General features: G+C 63.1%; 14 protein-coding genes. 7 read left to right on the top strand and 7 right to left on the bottom strand.

Annotated elements, in window-relative coordinates; all coding sequences use genetic code 11:
• Positions 1–560: 560 nt before the first annotated feature.
• The 3 genes from leuS to holA are packed head-to-tail and all read left to right on the top strand — an operon-like array spanning position 561 to position 4,761.
• Positions 561–3,185, top strand: a complete 2,625-nt coding sequence (gene leuS, locus OZ411_RS33990) for a leucine--tRNA ligase (protein WP_282531430.1) — start codon at positions 561–563, stop codon at positions 3,183–3,185.
• On the top strand, positions 3,172–3,726 hold the full coding sequence (gene lptE / locus OZ411_RS33985; protein ID WP_282531429.1) for an LPS assembly lipoprotein LptE: 555 nt from the start codon (positions 3,172–3,174) through the stop codon (positions 3,724–3,726). Before leuS ends, lptE begins: the two co-directional genes overlap by 14 nt.
• 6 nt (positions 3,727–3,732) lie before the next feature.
• A complete protein-coding gene (holA, locus tag OZ411_RS33980) occupies positions 3,733–4,761 on the top strand; it encodes a DNA polymerase III subunit delta (RefSeq protein ID WP_282531428.1) in 1,029 nt (342 codons plus the stop codon).
• A 126-nt stretch (positions 4,762–4,887) separates the two neighbouring features.
• On the opposite strand, the gene OZ411_RS33975 is transcribed toward holA, so the two are convergent.
• The 7 genes from OZ411_RS33975 to hemJ form a co-directional block, all read right to left on the bottom strand.
• The gene (locus tag OZ411_RS33975) at positions 4,888–5,769 is read right to left on the bottom strand and encodes a ParB/RepB/Spo0J family partition protein (RefSeq protein ID WP_165421339.1); all 882 of its coding nucleotides are present in this window, start codon (positions 5,767–5,769) and stop codon (positions 4,888–4,890) included.
• A gap of 144 nt (positions 5,770–5,913) precedes the next feature.
• Positions 5,914–6,765: a ParA family protein gene (locus tag OZ411_RS33970; protein WP_282531427.1), complete on the bottom strand. Its 852-nt coding sequence runs from the start codon at positions 6,763–6,765 to the stop codon at positions 5,914–5,916.
• Positions 6,766–6,796: 31 nt separating this feature from the next.
• Entirely contained in the window at positions 6,797–7,462 is a 666-nt protein-coding gene (gene rsmG, locus OZ411_RS33965; RefSeq protein ID WP_282531426.1) for a 16S rRNA (guanine(527)-N(7))-methyltransferase RsmG, read from the bottom strand.
• 151 nt (positions 7,463–7,613) lie between these two features.
• On the bottom strand, positions 7,614–9,497 hold the full coding sequence (mnmG, locus tag OZ411_RS33960) for a tRNA uridine-5-carboxymethylaminomethyl(34) synthesis enzyme MnmG (protein ID WP_282531425.1): 1,884 nt from the start codon (positions 9,495–9,497) through the stop codon (positions 7,614–7,616).
• A 186-nt stretch (positions 9,498–9,683) separates the two neighbouring features.
• Positions 9,684–11,018 carry a tRNA uridine-5-carboxymethylaminomethyl(34) synthesis GTPase MnmE gene (gene mnmE, locus OZ411_RS33955; protein WP_282531424.1) on the bottom strand — a complete coding sequence of 445 codons (1,335 nt, stop codon included), beginning with the start codon at positions 11,016–11,018 and terminating at the stop codon, positions 9,684–9,686.
• Positions 11,019–11,328: 310 nt separating this feature from the next.
• Entirely contained in the window at positions 11,329–12,594 is a 1,266-nt protein-coding gene (rho, locus tag OZ411_RS33950; RefSeq protein WP_130225505.1) for a transcription termination factor Rho, read from the bottom strand.
• A 259-nt stretch (positions 12,595–12,853) separates the two neighbouring features.
• The gene (gene hemJ, locus OZ411_RS33945) at positions 12,854–13,288 is read right to left on the bottom strand and encodes a protoporphyrinogen oxidase HemJ (RefSeq protein WP_207234563.1); all 435 of its coding nucleotides are present in this window, start codon (positions 13,286–13,288) and stop codon (positions 12,854–12,856) included.
• A 447-nt stretch (positions 13,289–13,735) separates the two neighbouring features.
• On the opposite strand from hemJ, the gene OZ411_RS33940 reads away from it, so the two are divergent.
• Genes OZ411_RS33940 through dnaQ form a run of 4 tightly spaced genes read left to right on the top strand, consistent with a single transcriptional unit; the run spans position 13,736 to position 16,568 of the window.
• Positions 13,736–14,581, top strand: a complete 846-nt coding sequence (locus OZ411_RS33940) for a pyruvate, water dikinase regulatory protein (RefSeq protein WP_282531423.1) — start codon at positions 13,736–13,738, stop codon at positions 14,579–14,581.
• A gap of 10 nt (positions 14,582–14,591) precedes the next feature.
• On the top strand, positions 14,592–15,200 hold the full coding sequence (locus OZ411_RS33935) for a Maf family protein (protein ID WP_282531422.1): 609 nt from the start codon (positions 14,592–14,594) through the stop codon (positions 15,198–15,200).
• A 25-nt stretch (positions 15,201–15,225) separates the two neighbouring features.
• Positions 15,226–15,825: a dephospho-CoA kinase gene (gene coaE / locus OZ411_RS33930; RefSeq protein WP_282531421.1), complete on the top strand. Its 600-nt coding sequence runs from the start codon at positions 15,226–15,228 to the stop codon at positions 15,823–15,825.
• Between the two features lie 32 nt (positions 15,826–15,857).
• Positions 15,858–16,568 carry a DNA polymerase III subunit epsilon gene (dnaQ, locus tag OZ411_RS33925; protein ID WP_282531420.1) on the top strand — a complete coding sequence of 237 codons (711 nt, stop codon included), beginning with the start codon at positions 15,858–15,860 and terminating at the stop codon, positions 16,566–16,568.
• Positions 16,569–16,577 lie beyond the last annotated feature (9 nt).

Raw genomic sequence — 16,577 nt, 5'->3', positions numbered from 1 at the left:
ACCCCCGTGCTTTTTGTTGCACGGGACCCATGGGTGCAACCGGCACCCGGCTTTCCCTGCGCCCTCTATTCGATGAGGGTGGAAAGTGAAGCAAAGCTCGGACGCAACGCGCCGCGAGAATGCGGATTCACATTCTCTCACCAACTCCACCGTCATGCCCCGCGCAGGCGGGGCATCCAGTAACCGGCGGCTTCTCGGCTCAAGCACTGCTGCCTCTGGAATACTGGATCGTCCGCCTTGGCGGACGATGACAGCGGGGAGCTGTTTGACATTTGAATCAGAAACCAAACCCACGTCGTCCCGGGCTTGACCCGGGGCCCATAACCACCGATCTGAGTTGTGGCGCGAGCAAGCGGCCCGAGTTTTCGCATCCCGAGCACCTGTGGCTATGGGTCCCGGGTCAAGCCCGGGACGACATCGAGAATGACGTGTAGAGCGGCGCACATGACCTATCTGCCCTTGCCGCGCGGCGAGCCCCAACCCGTTGACCCCGCAGCCAATTCTATGGCCTAGTCCGCCGTCTTCTAAACGGCCGAAAGGCCCCCCAAGAGCCCTGCTCCATGACCTCCGAACGTTACAACGCCCGTGAATCCGAGCCGCGCTGGCAACGCCAGTGGGACGAGAAGGCGATCTTTGCGTCGAAAAACGACGATCCGCGGCCGAAATACTATGTGCTCGAGATGTTCCCGTACCCGTCCGGGCGCATTCATATCGGCCATGTCCGGAACTACACGCTCGGCGACGTGCTGGCCCGCTACATGCGCGCCAAGGGCCTCAACGTGCTGCATCCGATGGGCTGGGACGCATTCGGCCTGCCGGCGGAGAATGCCGCGATCGAGCGCAAGGTGGCGCCGAAGGCGTGGACCTACGACAACATCGCGGCGATGAAGAAGCAGCTTCGCTCGATCGGCCTGTCGCTGGACTGGTCACGCGAGTTCGCGACCTGTGACCCCAGCTACTACAAGCATCAGCAGAAGATGTTCCTGGACTTCCTGCGCGCCGGCCTCGTCGAGCGCGAAAAGCGCAAGATCAACTGGGACCCGGTCGACATGACCGTGCTCGCCAACGAGCAGGTGATCGACGGCCGCGGCTGGCGCTCCGGCGCGGTCGTCGAGCAGCGCGAGATGAATCAGTGGGTCTTCAAGATCACGAAATATTCGCAGGAGCTGCTGGACGCGCTCGACGGGCTGGATCGCTGGCCCGACAAGGTGCGGCTGATGCAGCGCAACTGGATCGGCCGCTCCGAGGGCCTCTTGATCCGCTTCGCGCTGGATCGCACAACCACGCCGGACGGCGAGCGCGAATTGAAGATTTTCACGACGCGGCCGGACACGTTGTTCGGCGCCAAGTTCATGGCGATCTCGGCGGACCATCCGCTGGCGCAGGCTGCGGCGGCGAAGGATCCGAAGCTTGCCGAGTTCATCACTGAGGTCAAACGGATCGGCACCGCGCAGGAGGTCATCGACACCGCCGAGAAGCAGGGCTTTGACACCGGCATCCGGGCGATCCATCCGTTCGATCCGAACTGGAAATTGCCGGTCTATGTCGCGAACTTCGTGCTGATGGAATACGGCACCGGCGCCATCTTCGGCTGCCCGGCGCACGACCAGCGCGACCTCGACTTCGTCAACAAATACGACCTCGGCAACACGCCTGTTGTCTGTCCGGAGGGGCAGGATCCGAAGACGTTCGTGATCACGGACACCGCCTATGACGGCGACGGCCGCATGATCAATTCGCGCTTCCTCGACGGCATGACCATCGAGCAGGCGAAGGAAGAAGTTGCGAAGCGCTTGGAGAGCGAACTCCGTGGCAACGTGCCCGTCGGCGAGCGCCAGGTGAATTTCCGCCTGCGCGACTGGGGCATTTCACGCCAGCGCTATTGGGGCTGCCCGATCCCGATCATCCACTGCCCCAAATGCGACGTCGTGCTCGTGCCCGACAGCGCGCTGCCGGTGACGCTGCCGGAGGATGCGACCTTCGACAAGCCGGGCAATGCGCTCGACCACCATCCGACCTGGAAGCATGTCACCTGCCCGCAATGCGGCGGACCCGCTAGCCGCGAGACCGATACCATGGACACCTTCGTGGATTCGTCCTGGTATTTCGCGCGCTTCACCGATCCCTGGAACGAGACATCGCCGACTACGCCGGCCGTCGCCAACCGGATGATGCCGGTCGATCAGTATATCGGTGGCGTCGAGCACGCGATCCTGCATCTGCTCTACAGCCGCTTCTTCACCCGCGCGATGAAGGCGACCGGCCACATCGCGATGGATGAGCCGTTCGCCGGCATGTTCACGCAGGGCATGGTGGTGCACGAGACCTACCAGAAGGCCGACGGCACCTTTGTGATGCCGGCGGACGTGAAGATCGAGGCCGTCGATGGCGGCCGGCGCGCCACCACGATCGACACCGGCGAGGAGGTCACGATCGGCCCGATCGAGAAGATGTCGAAGTCGAAGAAGAACACGGTCGACCCCGACGACATCATCGCGACCTACGGCGCCGACGTCGCACGCTGGTTCATGCTGTCGGACTCCCCGCCGGACCGCGACGTGATCTGGAGCGACGAGCGCGTGCAGGGCGCGGCGCGCTTCGTGCAGCGGCTGTGGCGGCTGGTGAATGAATCCGCCGAGATCGCGAAGGCCGCGCCGGCGGCCCGGCCGGCGTCATTCGAGCTCGAGGCGGCCGCCTTGCGCAAGGCGGCCCATGGCGCGCTGGACAAGGTGTCCTCCGGGATCGAGCGGCTGCATTTCAATGTCTGCCTCGCCCATATCCGGGAATTCACCAATGCGCTCGCCGAGACCCTGGCCAGGGGCGGCAGGCCTGCCCCCGACCTCGCCTGGGCGGTCCGGGAAGCGGCGGTCATCCTTGTTCAACTGTTCGCGCCCATGATGCCGCACCTCGCCGAGGAATGCTGGCAGGTTCTAGGCCAGGAAGGGCTGATTTCGGAGGCTCCCTGGCCGCAAATCGAACGCGATTTGCTGGTTGAAGACAGCGTGACCCTGGTCGTGCAGGTCAACGGCAAGAAGCGGGGTGATGTTACCGTGCCACGGGCGGCGGAAAATCCTGAGATCGAGGCTGCCGTTCTGGCGCTTGATGCGGTAAAAGCCGCCTTGGACGGCAAGCCCGTCCGCAAGGTGATCGTGGTGCCCATGAGGATCGTGAATGTCGTCGGCTAGGATCCGGATCGCTCTCCGGCTCGTCGCGGTGGCCGCTTTGGCCGCGGTGACGGCAGGTTGTTTCCAGCCGATGTATGCCGAGCATACCGACGGCACGCCGGCGTTGCGCGAGAAGCTGATGGGCGTCGAGCTCCCGCCGATCAGCGACAAGCCGAACGCGTCCCGCGAGGCCCGCATCGGCGTGGAAGTCCGCAATGCGCTGGCGTTCAAGCTCTATGGCAACGCCACCGGCATGCCGCCGACCCATCGACTGGTGATCCGGTTCACGACCAGCCGCTCCTCGCTGATGATCGATCCGAACACCGCGCTGCCGACCGGCGAGAATTTCGGCATCGACGCGCAATACAATCTGGTCGATATCGCCTCCAACAAGTCGGTGATGACGGGCTCCACCTTCTCGCGGGTGTCCTACGACATGCCGGGCTCCTACCAGCGCTTCACCCGCACGCGCGCCTTGCGCGACGCCGAAGATCGCGCCGCGCAGGAGATCGCGGACAACATCAATACCCGGCTGGCGTCCTTCTTCACCGCCGGGACCTGATCGCCGTTGGTCGCGCTCCGCGGAAAAGAGATCGACGCCTTCCTCGCCCGGCCCGATCCAGGCCGACCGATCATCCTGCTCTACGGCCCCGACGCCGGCCTCGTGCGCGAGCGCGCCGATGCGCTGATGGCTTCCGCAGTCGATGACCCCAACGATCCGTTCTCCCTGGTCCGCCTCGACGGCGACGACCTTGCCGCCGAGCCTTCGCGATTGGTCGATGAAGCGATGACGGTGCCGCTGTTCGGCGGGCGGCGCGCGATTCGCGTCCGCGCCGGCTCGCGCAATTTTGCCAGCGGCGTCGAGACGCTCGCCGATTCGCCGGTGAAGGATTGCCGCATCGTGATCGAGGCCGGCGATATCAGGCCGGACTCGCCGCTGCGCAAGATCTGCGAGCGCGCCAAGAATGCGGTGGCGATCGGCTGCTATCCCGACACCGAGCGCGATCTCGCCAAGCTGATCGACGACGAACTGCGGGCCTCCGGCCTGCGCATCGCGTCCGACGCCCGCGCGGTGCTGATGTCACTGCTCGGCGGCGACCGCCAGGCCTCGCGCAACGAATTGCGCAAGCTCACGCTCTACGCCCATGGCAAAGGCGAGGTCACGCTCGAGGATGTGATGACGGTAGTCTCCGACGCATCCGAGCTGAAGCTCGATCCGATCGTGGACAGCGCCTTCGCCGGCAACGCCGCCGCGGTTGAGACTGAGTTCGCGAAAGCGATGGTTGCCGGCACCTATCCCGGCGTCATCATCGCAGCCGCGCAGCGCCAGGCGGCCTGGCTGCACAAATCGGCGCTGGCGATTGCCGATGGTGCGCCGGCCTCATCGGTGCTGGAGGGCGGATTTCCGCGATTGCATTTCTCACGGAAAGGCGCGGTCGAAATCGCACTCCGCAATCTCAGCCCGCAGCGGCTGGTCGGCATCATCGACCAGCTCGGCACCGCGGCGCTCGACATGCGCAAGCAGAATTCGCTCGCCGCCGTGATCGCGCAACGCGCCCTGCTCTCGATCGCCGCGAATGCGCGACGGCGGGGATGAGATACGATCCACCCCGAGGCGTCATTGCGAGCGAAGCGAAGCAATCCATCTCGCCGCTTGCGGCAGCATGGATTGCTTCGTCGCTATCGCTCCTCGCAATGACGAGGCGGGACGAGCGTGGCTAAACTAGCCGCCCTCGAGCCGCCGCATCACCTCGTCGAGCTGCTCGAGACTGCGGTAGCTGATCTGCACGGTGCCGCCGGGGTCGCGATGGTTGACGCTGACGGTCAAGCCCAGCGCATCGGAGACGCGCTTCTCCAGCGCGAGCGTGTCGGGGTCCTTCTCCTTGCCGGCGCCGGCGCGCGCCTTCTGCGGCTTGCGCACCGGCACGCCCTCGTCATGCGCCAGCGCTTCGGCCTGGCGCACGTTGAGGCCTTCCGCGACGATGCGCTTGGCGGCGCTGACAGGATCGGGCACGCCGATCAGCGCGCGTGCATGCCCTGCCGTCAACTCGCCGCTCGCGATGAAGGCCTGCACCTCGGCGGGCAGCTTGGTCAGCCGCATCATGTTGGCGACATGGCTGCGGCTCTTGCCGACGTCCCGCGCGATATCTTCCTGGCTGCGTTTGAACTCGTTGGCGAGCGCGTGATAGCCCTGCGCCTCTTCCATCGGGTTGAGATCTTCGCGCTGCACGTTCTCGATGATCATCATCTCGAGCGCGTCGCTATCGCTGACCTCGATCGGGACGATCGGGACCTCATGCAGGCCGGCGAGCTGGGAGGCGCGCCAGCGCCGCTCGCCGGCGATGATCTCGTAGCGGTCCTGCGCGCCCTTGACCGGCCGCACCACGATCGGCTGGATCACGCCGCGCTGCTTGATCGAATCGGCGAGCTCACGGAGCTCGGCATCGGCGAAGCTGCGGCGCGGATTGCGCGGATTGGCCTTGAGGAATTCGATCGGCACCTTGCGCTGCGTGCGCGGCCGTTCGACATGCGCGGCCTCGCCGCCGACGTCTCCGATCAGACTTGCAAGCCCACGGCCCAGTCGCGAACGCGCTTCGTCGGCCATTGTCGCCAGCTCCCTTGGATTCACGTAGCAAACTCCGAAAACAGAATCTTGGATCGTAGGGTGGGCAAAGCGAAGCGTGCCCACCAGGCGGCGTGGAGGAAGATGGCGGGCACGGCGAAGACGCCTTTGCCCACCCTACCGTCATTAATCCGCGCGCAACTCGCGTTCGCGCTGGATCACTTCGGTGGCGAGCTTGAGGTAGGCTTCGCTGCCGACGCATTTGAGGTCGTAGACCAGCACCGGCTTGCCGTAGGACGGCGCTTCGGAGATGCGCACGTTGCGCGGGATCATGGTGTTGTAGACCTTGCTGCCCATGAACTGCCGGACGTCGGCAACGACCTGGTTCGACAGGTTGTTGCGGGAATCGAACATCGTCAGCACGATGCCGTGGATCGACAGGTTCGGATTGAGCGTCGAGCGCACCTGCTCGACCGTCTGCAAGAGCTGCGACAAACCTTCGAGCGCGAAGAACTCGCATTGCAGCGGCACCAGGATCGCGTCCGACGCCGCCATCGCATTCACGGTGAGCAGGTTGAGCGACGGCGGGCAATCGATCAGCACATAGGTGTAGTCGGCATCCGGCGAGGTGTTGTTGTTGAGCCCGGCGATCGCGTCGCGCAGGCGGAACGCGCGACCCGGCGTCGTGCCGAGTTCGAGCTCGAGGCCGGAGAGATCCATGGTGGAAGGAGCGATGTGAAGCCGCGGCACCGCGGTCGCCACGACCGCCTCGCGCAGCGGCGCCTCGCCGATCAGAACGTCATAGGTCGAGCAGCCCCGATTGCGCCGGTCGATGCCGAGCCCGGTCGATGCATTGCCCTGAGGGTCGAGATCGACGACCAGGACCCGCTCGCCGATGGCCGCGAGTGCCGTCCCAAGATTGATCGCTGTGGTTGTCTTACCGACGCCCCCTTTTTGGTTGGCGAGCGACAAAATGCGCGGATGGCCGGCCGGTTGTGTCGGCCTATCCTCTTGATAAACCTCATCAATTACGGTCATATCGTTGCCCTGCTGATCCCCTGCGTGAAGCTCAACGTCGCCCAATGGAGTCGAGCTCGACAATCCAGCCGTGCCCGCCGGTTCGGCTGGGATGAAGTTGCGGCTCAATTGTCCAATATTTAGTGGCTTCGGTCAATTCAGCCTCTACATCTTGGCCCTTGAGAAACAGCGCTTTCGCACCCTTTCGCACCAGCGGTTCCGCGAAGCCGATGAGCTGATGTAGCGGAGCCAGCGCCCGCGCGGTTACGCAATCGATGGGGCCGGTGATTCTTTCCACAATATCCCCGATGTCAGCCAGATGCACCGTCCCCGGCGTAGCGGTCACGCGCAACGCTTCGCGAAGAAAGGCCGCTTTCTTGGCGTTGCGCTCGACCAGATGGACGGAGGTGCCAGGCGTGTCTGCGAGCGCGCAGGCGAGCACGACACCGGGAAAGCCGCCCCCGCTGCCGAGGTCGACCCAGACCTTGGCCGTTGGAGCGAGGTCAAGCAATTGCAGCGAATCAGCGATGTGACGGGTCCAGAGTTCGGGCAGCGTCGATGGCGCGACGAGATTGGTCTTGGCCTGCCACTCCAGGAGAAGCGCGACATAGCGGTTGAGTCGGGCTTCTGTTTCACGTGAAACGGGGGTGAGGGCGAGGGCCGCGGTCTTGTCGGCAATCGCGCTCCGCTGCGCTGTGTTTGGCGGTGCTTTGATCATCGGTTCGGGAGTGCCAGTCTGGAAGCAAGCCGTCATTGCAAGCGAAGCGAAGCAATCCACTGATTCGATCCGCGAGGGAAGATGTGGATTGCTTCACTGCGCTCGCAATGACGACGGCGCGGGAGGACCGCGCCTGTTTCACGTGAAACGCCTACGCCGTCGCCTTCGCCATCTTCCGCCGTGCCTCACGGCGCAGATAGGCGGCCAGGATGCCCAGCGCCGCCGGGGTCATTCCGTCGATCCGTCCTGCCTGACCGACGGTCCGCGGCCGCGCAGCCTTCAGCTTGGCGCGCGCCTCATTGGAGAGGCCGGGTACGTCATCATAGTCGACGCCGGTCAAGACAAGTCCCTCGTCGCGGCGGAAAGCGTCGACATCGGCGATCTGGCGCTTGAGATAGACATCGTATTTCGCGTCGATCTCCAGGTGGACGGCAATCGATGGATCAATGGCCGACAGCTCCGGCCAGATGCCGCGGAGCGTCGACCACTCCACTTCGGGGTAGGAGAGCAGTTCAAAGGCGGAGCGACGGACGCCATCGCGGTTCAGCGCGAGCCCGTGTTTCGTGGCCTCGTTGGGTGTGATGGAAAGCGATCTGGCCAGCGCCTTGGCAGCATTCAGCGCCGCCATCTTCGCGGCGTGGCGCCTGGAGCGAGCCTGGCCGACGCACCCCAACGCAATCCCTTTATCCGTCAGCCGCTGATCGGCGTTGTCGGCCCGCAGCGTCAGCCGGTATTCGGCCCGGGAGGTGAACATCCGATAGGGTTCGGTGATCCCGCGCGTGACGAGGTCATCGATCATCACACCGAGATAGCCGTCAGCGCGGTCGAAAACAATCGGATCGGTGCCGCCGGCAGAGAGCGCCGCATTCAAGCCGGCGACAACCCCCTGCCCCGCGGCTTCCTCATATCCGGTTGTGCCATTGATCTGACCAGCCAGGAACAGGCCTGGCAATCGCTTGGTCTCAAGTGTCGGCTCGAGCTCGCGCGAATCGACATGGTCGTACTCGATCGCATAGCCCGGCCGGATCATCCTGACCTGCTCGAGACCCGGAATGGAAGCGAGGATCGCCTGCTGAACCTCCTCCGGGAGCGAGGTCGAGATACCGTTGGGATAAACGGTGTTGTCGTCGAGGCCTTCGGGCTCCAGAAAGATCTGGTGGCCATCGCGGTCCCCAAAGCGGACAATCTTGTCCTCGATCGAGGGGCAATAGCGCGGCCCGGTGCTCTTGATCTGCCCGGAATACATCGGTGATCGGTGCACATTGGCCCGGATCACCTCATGCGTCCTGGGTGTGGTGCGGGTGATCCCGCACTGGATCTGCGGCGTGGTGATCCGGTCCGTCATGGTCGAGAACGGCTCAGGCGGATCATCGCCCGGCTGCATCTCGACCGCCGACCAGTCAATCGTGGTGCCATCCAGGCGCGGCGGCGTCCCGGTCTTCAAGCGGCCTAACGTAAAGCCCAGGCGCTCGAACGAGGCTGAAAGCCCCATGGCCGGCGCCTCGCCGACGCGGCCGGCCGGCCAATTCTTCTCGCCGAGATGGATCAGCCCGCGCAGGAAGGTGCCGGTCGTGATCACGACGGCGGCGGCAGACAGGACCCGTCCATCTCCCAGAAGGACTCCGCTGATGCGCCCGTTGGAGGTCAGAAGATCATCCGCCTCACCCTCCACCACGCTCAGGTTGGCGGTTTCGAGGATCGCGGCCTGCATGGCAGCGGCATAGAGCTTCCGGTCTGCCTGAGCACGAGGCCCGCGGACGGCAGGGCCCTTGCGACGGTTCAGCATCCGAAACTGAATGCCGCCGGCATCAGCGACCCGACCCATCAGACCGTCCAACGCGTCAACTTCGCGGACCAAATGGCCCTTGCCGAGGCCCCCAATCGCGGGATTGCAGGACATCGCGCCAATGGTCGAAAAACGGTGCGTCACCAGAGCCGTCTTCGCGCCCATCCGGGCGGCCGCGCTGGCGGCCTCGCAGCCGGCATGGCCGCCACCGATGACGATGACGTCGAATGAAAGCGATTGGGTAGACATGCGCGAACTTCTAGCGCGGAGCGGTGAAAGTCGAAAGACAAGTTTCAACGATCTGATCTGGCGCTGTTTCACGTGAAACAAGGTGCGAGTCTTGGCTCACGGTCCCATGTGAGCCCCGCCGGCTGTTTCACGTGAAACAGCGACCCGCCCCTTTTCACTGACTCAGGGGCCTACTGATCCAGCGGCCTACTTCCCGACGCAGAACTCTCGAAAGATCACGTCGAGGATGTCCTCAACGTCCACACGGCCGAGAAGCCGTCCAAGGCTATAGGCGGCCGCCCGCAGCTCCTCCGCGGCCAGTTCTTCGCCCGCCCCGACCACGTCGATCGCCCGACGCAACGAGTCGGCCGTCTCCTGCAAGAGCTTGCGCTGACGCGTCCGGGTAATCAGACCGCCTTCACCCGATCCGAAATAGTCGTGCGCAAAGCCAACGAGGGCTGTGATCAGTTCCGGAATGCCGTCCCCATTCCGAGCCGAGATCCTGAAGGAGGCGGACGCAGATCCAGATCCCGACAGTCCGGAGGTCGAAGCATCCAGATCGATCTTGTTACGCACCAGCCAGACCGGCACCGATCCTTCATGTGAAATCGCCGCGCTCATCCGGTCGGTGAGCCACAATACCAGGTCGGCCTCCTCGGCGCGGGCACGGGCGCGGCGCACCCCTTCCAGCTCGACCGGATCGTCGGTCTCGCGGATCCCCGCGGTGTCGATCACCGTCACCGGGTAGCCGTCGAGATCGAGCTGCACTTCAATGATGTCGCGCGTAGTGCCGGCGTGCGGCGAGACGATCGCGACGTCGCGCCGCGTAAGCTGGTTGATCAGGGTCGACTTGCCGACATTCGGGGGGCCCGTGATTGCGACCACCAGGCCATCGCGGAGTCGTTCGCTCTGCGCCTGGGCCGCCAACACCTGCTGAATTTCGCTCAGCAGCCCTTTGACCTTCTTGAGCGCCGGCGCGATCAATTCCGCCGGGACATCGCCCTCGTCGGAGAAATCAATACCGGCCTCGATCAGCGCCGACGCCTCGATGATCTCAGCGCGCCAGTCACGTGCACGATCGCCGAGCAGGCCCTTCAACTGGCGCAGCGCCTGGCGGCGCTGCCGGTCGGTGTCGGCATGAATAAGGTCGTCGAGGCCCTCGGCCTCGGTCAGATCGAGCTTGCCGTTCTCGAATGCGCGGCGGGTGAATTCGCCGGCCTCGGCGGGCCGAACACTATCGACGCCAGCGAGCGCATTGAACACCGCGCCGAGCACAGCCCGCCCGCCATGGACATGAAATTCGGCGACGTCCTCGCCCGTGGCGCTCGCGGGCGCGGGAAACCACAGGACCACCGCATCGTCGATCGGCTGGCCGGCCGCATCCTGCAGCAACGCTCTGGTCGCCATCCGCGCCGATGGAATCTTGCCGGCCAGCTTCACCAATGCTGGACCGGCTTGCGGCCCCGACACCCTGACGATGGCGATCGCACTTGGCGGCCGCCCCGAGGAAAGCGCAAAGATGGTCTGGTCTCGCGGATGCATCGCGTATTTGTTAGCGAACGGCCGGGAAAGCAACGCACAATTCGCGCGTTTGATCGTTCGCGCTTTTGCTGCGGTGCAACAAACAGTCTCTCTTGTTGCAGCAATTGTGCAGCAATCTGCTGCGACACCCGCGCCGCGAACCTGTCAGCAGGTCCGCCCGTCGAAGAAATATAAGACTTGTCAGATACTTAGATGACAGGAAATTTTGGGCAGAAATTTTGGGCAAACGAACACCCGCTTATGCTGCAGCCGTGCCGCGGCATAAGCGGGTTTATTGCGTCGCAACGTAAGCGGGCCCACCGGCCGCCGCTTACGTGTTCATCGAATCGAAGAACTCGGAGTTGCTCTTGGTGTTCCGGAGCTTGTCGAGCAGGAAGTCGATGGCGTCCATCGTGCCCATCGGATTAAGGATCCGGCGCAGCACGTACATCTTCTTCAGGAGCTGCGGATCGGTGATCAGCTCTTCCTTGCGCGTGCCGGAGCGGGAAATGTCGATCGCCGGGAAGGTCCGCTTGTCCGAGACCTTGCGGTCGAGGATCAATTCGGAGTTACCGGTGCCCTTGAACTCTTCGAAGATCACTTCGTCCATGCGGCTTCCGGTATCGACCAGCGCGGTGGCGATGATGGTGAGCGAGCCGCCCTCCTCGATATTGCGGGCGGCACCGAAGAAGCGCTTCGGCCGCTGCAGGGCGTTGGCGTCGACACCGCCGGTCAGCACCTTGCCCGATGACGGCACCACCGTGTTGTAGGCGCGGCCCAGGCGCGTAATCGAGTCGAGCAGGATGACCACGTCGCGGCCATGTTCGACCAGGCGCTTGGCCTTCTCGATCACCATTTCGGCCACCTGGACGTGACGCACGGCTGGCTCGTCGAAGGTCGAGGACACCACCTCACCCTTCACCGAGCGCTGCATGTCGGTGACTTCTTCCGGACGCTCGTCGATCAGAAGCACGATCAGATAGCATTCGGGATGATTGTGCGTGATCGAATGCGCGATGTTCTGCATCAGCACGGTCTTACCCGTGCGCGGCGGCGCCACGATCAAGGCCCGCTGGCCCTTGCCGATCGGCGCAACGATGTCGATCACCCTTGCAGAAAGGTCCTTTCGCGTCGGGTCATCGATTTCCATCCGAAACCGCTGATTGGGAAACAGCGGCGTCAGGTTGTCGAAATTGACCTTGTGCTTGGACTTCTCTGGGTCCTCGAAATTGAGCGAATTGACCTTCAGCAGTGCAAAATAGCGCTCGCCCTCTTTCGGGCTGCGGATGTGGCCTTCGATCGTATCGCCGGTGCGCAGGCCGAAGCGGCGGATCTGCGAGGGCGAGACGTAGATGTCGTCAGGGCCCGGCAGATAATTGGCATCGGGCGAACGGAGGAAGCCGAAACCATCGGACAAGACCTCGACGACGCCTTCGCCGATAATGTCGGTTTCCTGGATCGCGAGCTGTTTGAGAATGGCGAACATCAGCTCCTGCTTACGCATGGTGCTGGCGTTTTCGACCCCATTTTCCTCGGCAAACGAGACAAGCTCGGCCGGCGTCTTGGACTTGAGGTCTTGAAGTTTGATTTCCCGCATGGGGGTGGTCCTGTGGAGCATTTTTTGAGAAGGGTCTTGCGAGGTGGCTTTGAGAAAAAGCGGACGCAAAAATGAAGGTCCGCAGGTCTAAGCAAGGAAAGCGCCGGTGGGGCTTCAAACCTGATGTGGCGGCCGGCCCGTTGATGGAACCGGAACGCGATCACATCCGCCTGCGTGGGGTGGGATTGAGACAAATATAGAAAATCGGTTTGCGCTCCGCAAGAAGGACTGAAGCCTGATTCGTGGGCAATGAGCCTGCCTAGAACGGCTTGACCACCACCAGGATCACGATGCCGATCATCAGGACCGTCGGCACCTCATTGATAATCCGATAGAATTTCTGACTTCGGGTATTCCGGTCGGCGGCAAAATCCTTCATCCAGCGGGCAAAAAATCCGTGGACACCGGAGAGCACGAGCACCAGCAGAAGCTTGCCGTGGAGCCAGCCGGAGCTGAACCAGTGACCAGCCCAGGCCAGATAGAGGCCCGCGAGCCAGGTGATGATCATCGCCGGATTGATGATCGCCCTCAGAAGGCGCCGTTCCATCACCTTGAAGGTCTCGGACTGCTTCGAGCCTTTCTCGGCCTCGCAATGATAGACGAACAGCCGTGGCAGATAGAGCATGCCGGCCATCCAGGAGATGACCGCAATGATGTGCAGCGCCTTGATCCACTCGTAGATCCACCCTTGCATCGTGATCGCTGTGCTCCTGGAACATCTCGGACAGTCTCATCGTTCTCTGAGAAGGCCTGCCAGCGAGGTCACCGATACATATCCGCAAGCACCGCTCTCTTAAAACTAATAAATTTTAGAATCTTAGGTTTGAGTCTAAGTGGCCGTGGATTTGACTCACGCAACGCGATCCCGCCGTTCTCGAGCGCTTGTTCACACCGCTCAACAATTCCGCCCCTATCGTCGCGCAGCGAAATATCGTCCGGTGGCTCAAGTGCTTGCAGTGCTCCTTGGCCAGCTTATCAAGAGACAAATTCACATATTCTCACTATCATCCCACCGGCACGGCGGACTTGTCCTCGCAGGAGGCGCTGTGAAGAAAAGGTTTAGATATCCCTAAGGCGGCGATCTCGGCTGAATAGTTGTAGGCAACCTCCACAGGGATTCACAGGATAGACAGAGGTTCTGGTGCCCACATCAGGCAATTACTTTCACCTGCATCTGGTGTCGGACTCAACCGGCGAGACGCTGATCACAGTGGCGCGCGCGGTGGCCGCACAATACGCCAATGTCTCGCCGGTCGAACATGTCTATCCCCTGGTGCGAAGCCAGAAGCAGCTCGACCGCGTGCTCGATGAAATCGAAGAGTCGCCCGGGATCGTGCTGTTCACGCTGCTCGAGAAAGATCTCGTCAGCCGGCTGGAAGCCAAATGCAGGGAGATCAACGTTCCGAGCCTGTCGATCATTGGCCCGGTGATGCAGTTGTTCGAGGCGTATCTGGGTGCGGCGACCTCGGGTCGTGTCGGCGCGCAGCACGTGCTGAACGCGGAATATTTCAAGCGCATCGATGCGCTGAACTACACGATGATGCATGACGACGGCCAGCATGTCGAAGGCCTGGAGGAGGCCGATGTCGTCCTGGTCGGAGTATCCCGCACCTCGAAAACGCCGACGTCGATCTATCTCGCCAACCGCGGCATCCGCACTGCGAATGTCCCGCTCGTACCTGGCATTCCGCTGCCGCATCAACTGGAGCACCTCAAGAAGCCGCTGGTGGTCAGCCTCCATGCGACGCCGGAGCGCCTGATCCAGGTCCGGCAAAACCGGCTCTTGAGCATGGGCGCTGCGTCCGGCAACGACGAATATATCGACAGGCAGGCGGTCGCCGATGAAGTCGCGTTCGCGCGCCGTCTTAGCGCAAAATTCAACTGGGCGCTGCTGGATGTCACGCGACGCTCGATCGAGGAGACCGCCGCAGCGGTGATGAAACTCCATAACGACCGCCAGCGGCAGCGGCCGTGGCCGCCGGAGTGATTCGGCGACCATGACGATCTGGCGCGGAAAAGATCCGCTGATTCTTGCCTCGCAGAGCCGTGCGCGAAAGATGCTGCTGGCCAGTGCGGGGATCGAGTTCGAGGCCCTTCCGGCGGATATCGACGAACGGGCGATCCAGGAAAATTCAGGCCTTTCGGCGCCGGCGGAAATTGCGTCGCTGCTGGCGCGCGAAAAGGCCTTGTTTGTTTCCTCCGAGCGGCCGGGACGATTCGTCGTCGGCGCCGACCAGACGCTGGCGCTCGCCGATCGATTGTTCAGTAAACCTGCCGGCCGCGATCAGGCGGCCGAACAATTGCGTGCGCTCGCGGGTCAGGTTCACGAATTGTATTCCGCCGTTGCCGTCGCCCAAGACGGTAAAATACTGTTTGCCGACACCAGCGTGGCGCGCATGTCGATGCGCCCGCTTCGCGAGGACGGGATCAACGCCTATCTGGGCCAGGCCGGCGAGGCCGTGACCACCAGCGTTGGCGCCTATCAGCTCGAGGGCCTCGGGGTACATCTGTTCGAGCGCATCGACGGCGACCATTTCACCATCCTCGGCCTGCCGCTATTGTCGTTGCTAGCCTTCCTGCGCAGCGAGAATTTGCTGGCAATCTGACATGTTTCCGAGTGATGACTGAAAGATGCTGATACTAGGACTGACCGGCTCGATCGGGATGGGGAAATCCACCACCGCGAAACTGTTCGCGGAAGCCGGCGTTCCCGTCTATGACGCCGACGCGACCGTGCACAAACTCTACGAAGGCGAAGCGGCGCCGGCGATCGAAGCCGCCTTCCCGGGCACCACCGCTGATGGCAAGGTGGATCGCGCAAAGCTTTCCGCGCGCGTGGTCCACGATCCCGCGGCCATGAAGCGGTTGGAGCAGATCGTCCACCCGATGCTCGGCGCCTCCCGGCAGAGATTCTTTGCGGATGCGGAAGCCTCCGGAGCGCCCGTCGTGGTCGTCGACGTGCCGCTGCTGTTCGAGACCGGCGGAGAGAAAAGGGTCGATGCGGTGGTCGTCGTGACGACCTCCCCGGAAATACAGCGCGAGCGCGTTCTGGCACGGGGCACGATGGACGACGAAAAGCTCGATGCGATCCTGGCGCGACAGCTGCCCGATGCCGAGAAACGCAAGCGGGCGGATTTCGTGGTGGATACCTCACACGGCCTTGATCCCGTCCGCGCGCAAATCAAGGACATTCTGGCTGAGGTCGTTAAGATGCCGAAGCGGCGAATCTGATTCGCTGGGTATTCTGCGGTCCTTAGAAGTCCATGCGCGAAATCGTTCTCGATACCGAAACCACCGGCCTTGATCCCTTGCGCGGCGATCGGCTGGTCGAGATTGGTTGCATCGAGATCTTCAACCGCATGCCGACCGGCCAAGCCTACCACGTCTACATCAATCCCGAACGGGACATGCCGGCGGAGGCCTTTGCCGTTCACGGCCTCTCGACCGAATTCTTGGCCAGCAAGCCGGTGTTCACCGAAGTGGTCGACGAATTCCTGGCGTTCATCGCTGACACCCCGCTGGTGATCCACAACGCCTCGTTCGACATCAGCTTCATCAATGCCGAACTCGATCGAATCAAGCGGCCGGTGATCGCCAAGGACCGGCTGGTCGACACCCTGCTGCTGGCGCGCCGGAAACATCCGGGCGTGTCGAACCGGCTCGACGATCTCTGCTCGCGCTATTCGATCGATAATTCCCGCCGCACCAAGCACGGCGCGCTGCTCGATGCCGAGCTCCTGGCGGAGGTTTATGTCGACCTGATCGGGGCGCGGCAGTCGCAGCTCATCCTGGCCTCGGAAGCCGCGATCACTCAGGTTGGCCATGGCGATATGCCGCGGCGGCAGCGCGAGATTCCGCTGGCGCCGCGAGTGACCGCCGCGGAGCGCGAGGCACACCGCGCCTTCATCGCGACCTTCGGCGACAAGCTGATCTGGAACGATTACCTGCCGGCGGCGGCCGAAGCCGCCGCTTAAATTCCTTAA

The organism is Bradyrhizobium sp. Arg237L (assembly GCF_029990105.1).
Lineage (GTDB): Bacteria > Pseudomonadota > Alphaproteobacteria > Rhizobiales > Xanthobacteraceae > Bradyrhizobium.
This window is presented reverse-complemented; position numbering and strand designations above follow the sequence as displayed.

What these genes read in the sequence shown, in the direction of transcription:
- mnmG (WP_282531425.1), bottom strand. Translation starts at nt 9,497, where the DNA reads ATGTCTACCCAATCGCTTTCATTCGACGTCATCGTCATCGGTGGCGGC.
- lptE (WP_282531429.1), top strand. Translation starts at nt 3,172, where the DNA reads ATGTCGTCGGCTAGGATCCGGATCGCTCTCCGGCTCGTCGCGGTGGCC.
- OZ411_RS33935 (WP_282531422.1), top strand. Translation starts at nt 14,592, where the DNA reads ATGACGATCTGGCGCGGAAAAGATCCGCTGATTCTTGCCTCGCAGAGC.
- rsmG (WP_282531426.1), bottom strand. Translation starts at nt 7,462, where the DNA reads ATGATCAAAGCACCGCCAAACACAGCGCAGCGGAGCGCGATTGCCGAC.
- hemJ (WP_207234563.1), bottom strand. Translation starts at nt 13,288, where the DNA reads ATGCAAGGGTGGATCTACGAGTGGATCAAGGCGCTGCACATCATTGCG.
- rho (WP_130225505.1), bottom strand. Translation starts at nt 12,594, where the DNA reads ATGCGGGAAATCAAACTTCAAGACCTCAAGTCCAAGACGCCGGCCGAG.
- dnaQ (WP_282531420.1), top strand. Translation starts at nt 15,858, where the DNA reads ATGCGCGAAATCGTTCTCGATACCGAAACCACCGGCCTTGATCCCTTG.
- OZ411_RS33970 (WP_282531427.1), bottom strand. Translation starts at nt 6,765, where the DNA reads ATGACCGTAATTGATGAGGTTTATCAAGAGGATAGGCCGACACAACCG.
- OZ411_RS33975 (WP_165421339.1), bottom strand. Translation starts at nt 5,769, where the DNA reads ATGGCCGACGAAGCGCGTTCGCGACTGGGCCGTGGGCTTGCAAGTCTG.
- leuS (WP_282531430.1), top strand. Translation starts at nt 561, where the DNA reads ATGACCTCCGAACGTTACAACGCCCGTGAATCCGAGCCGCGCTGGCAA.
- mnmE (WP_282531424.1), bottom strand. Translation starts at nt 11,018, where the DNA reads ATGCATCCGCGAGACCAGACCATCTTTGCGCTTTCCTCGGGGCGGCCG.
- coaE (WP_282531421.1), top strand. Translation starts at nt 15,226, where the DNA reads ATGCTGATACTAGGACTGACCGGCTCGATCGGGATGGGGAAATCCACC.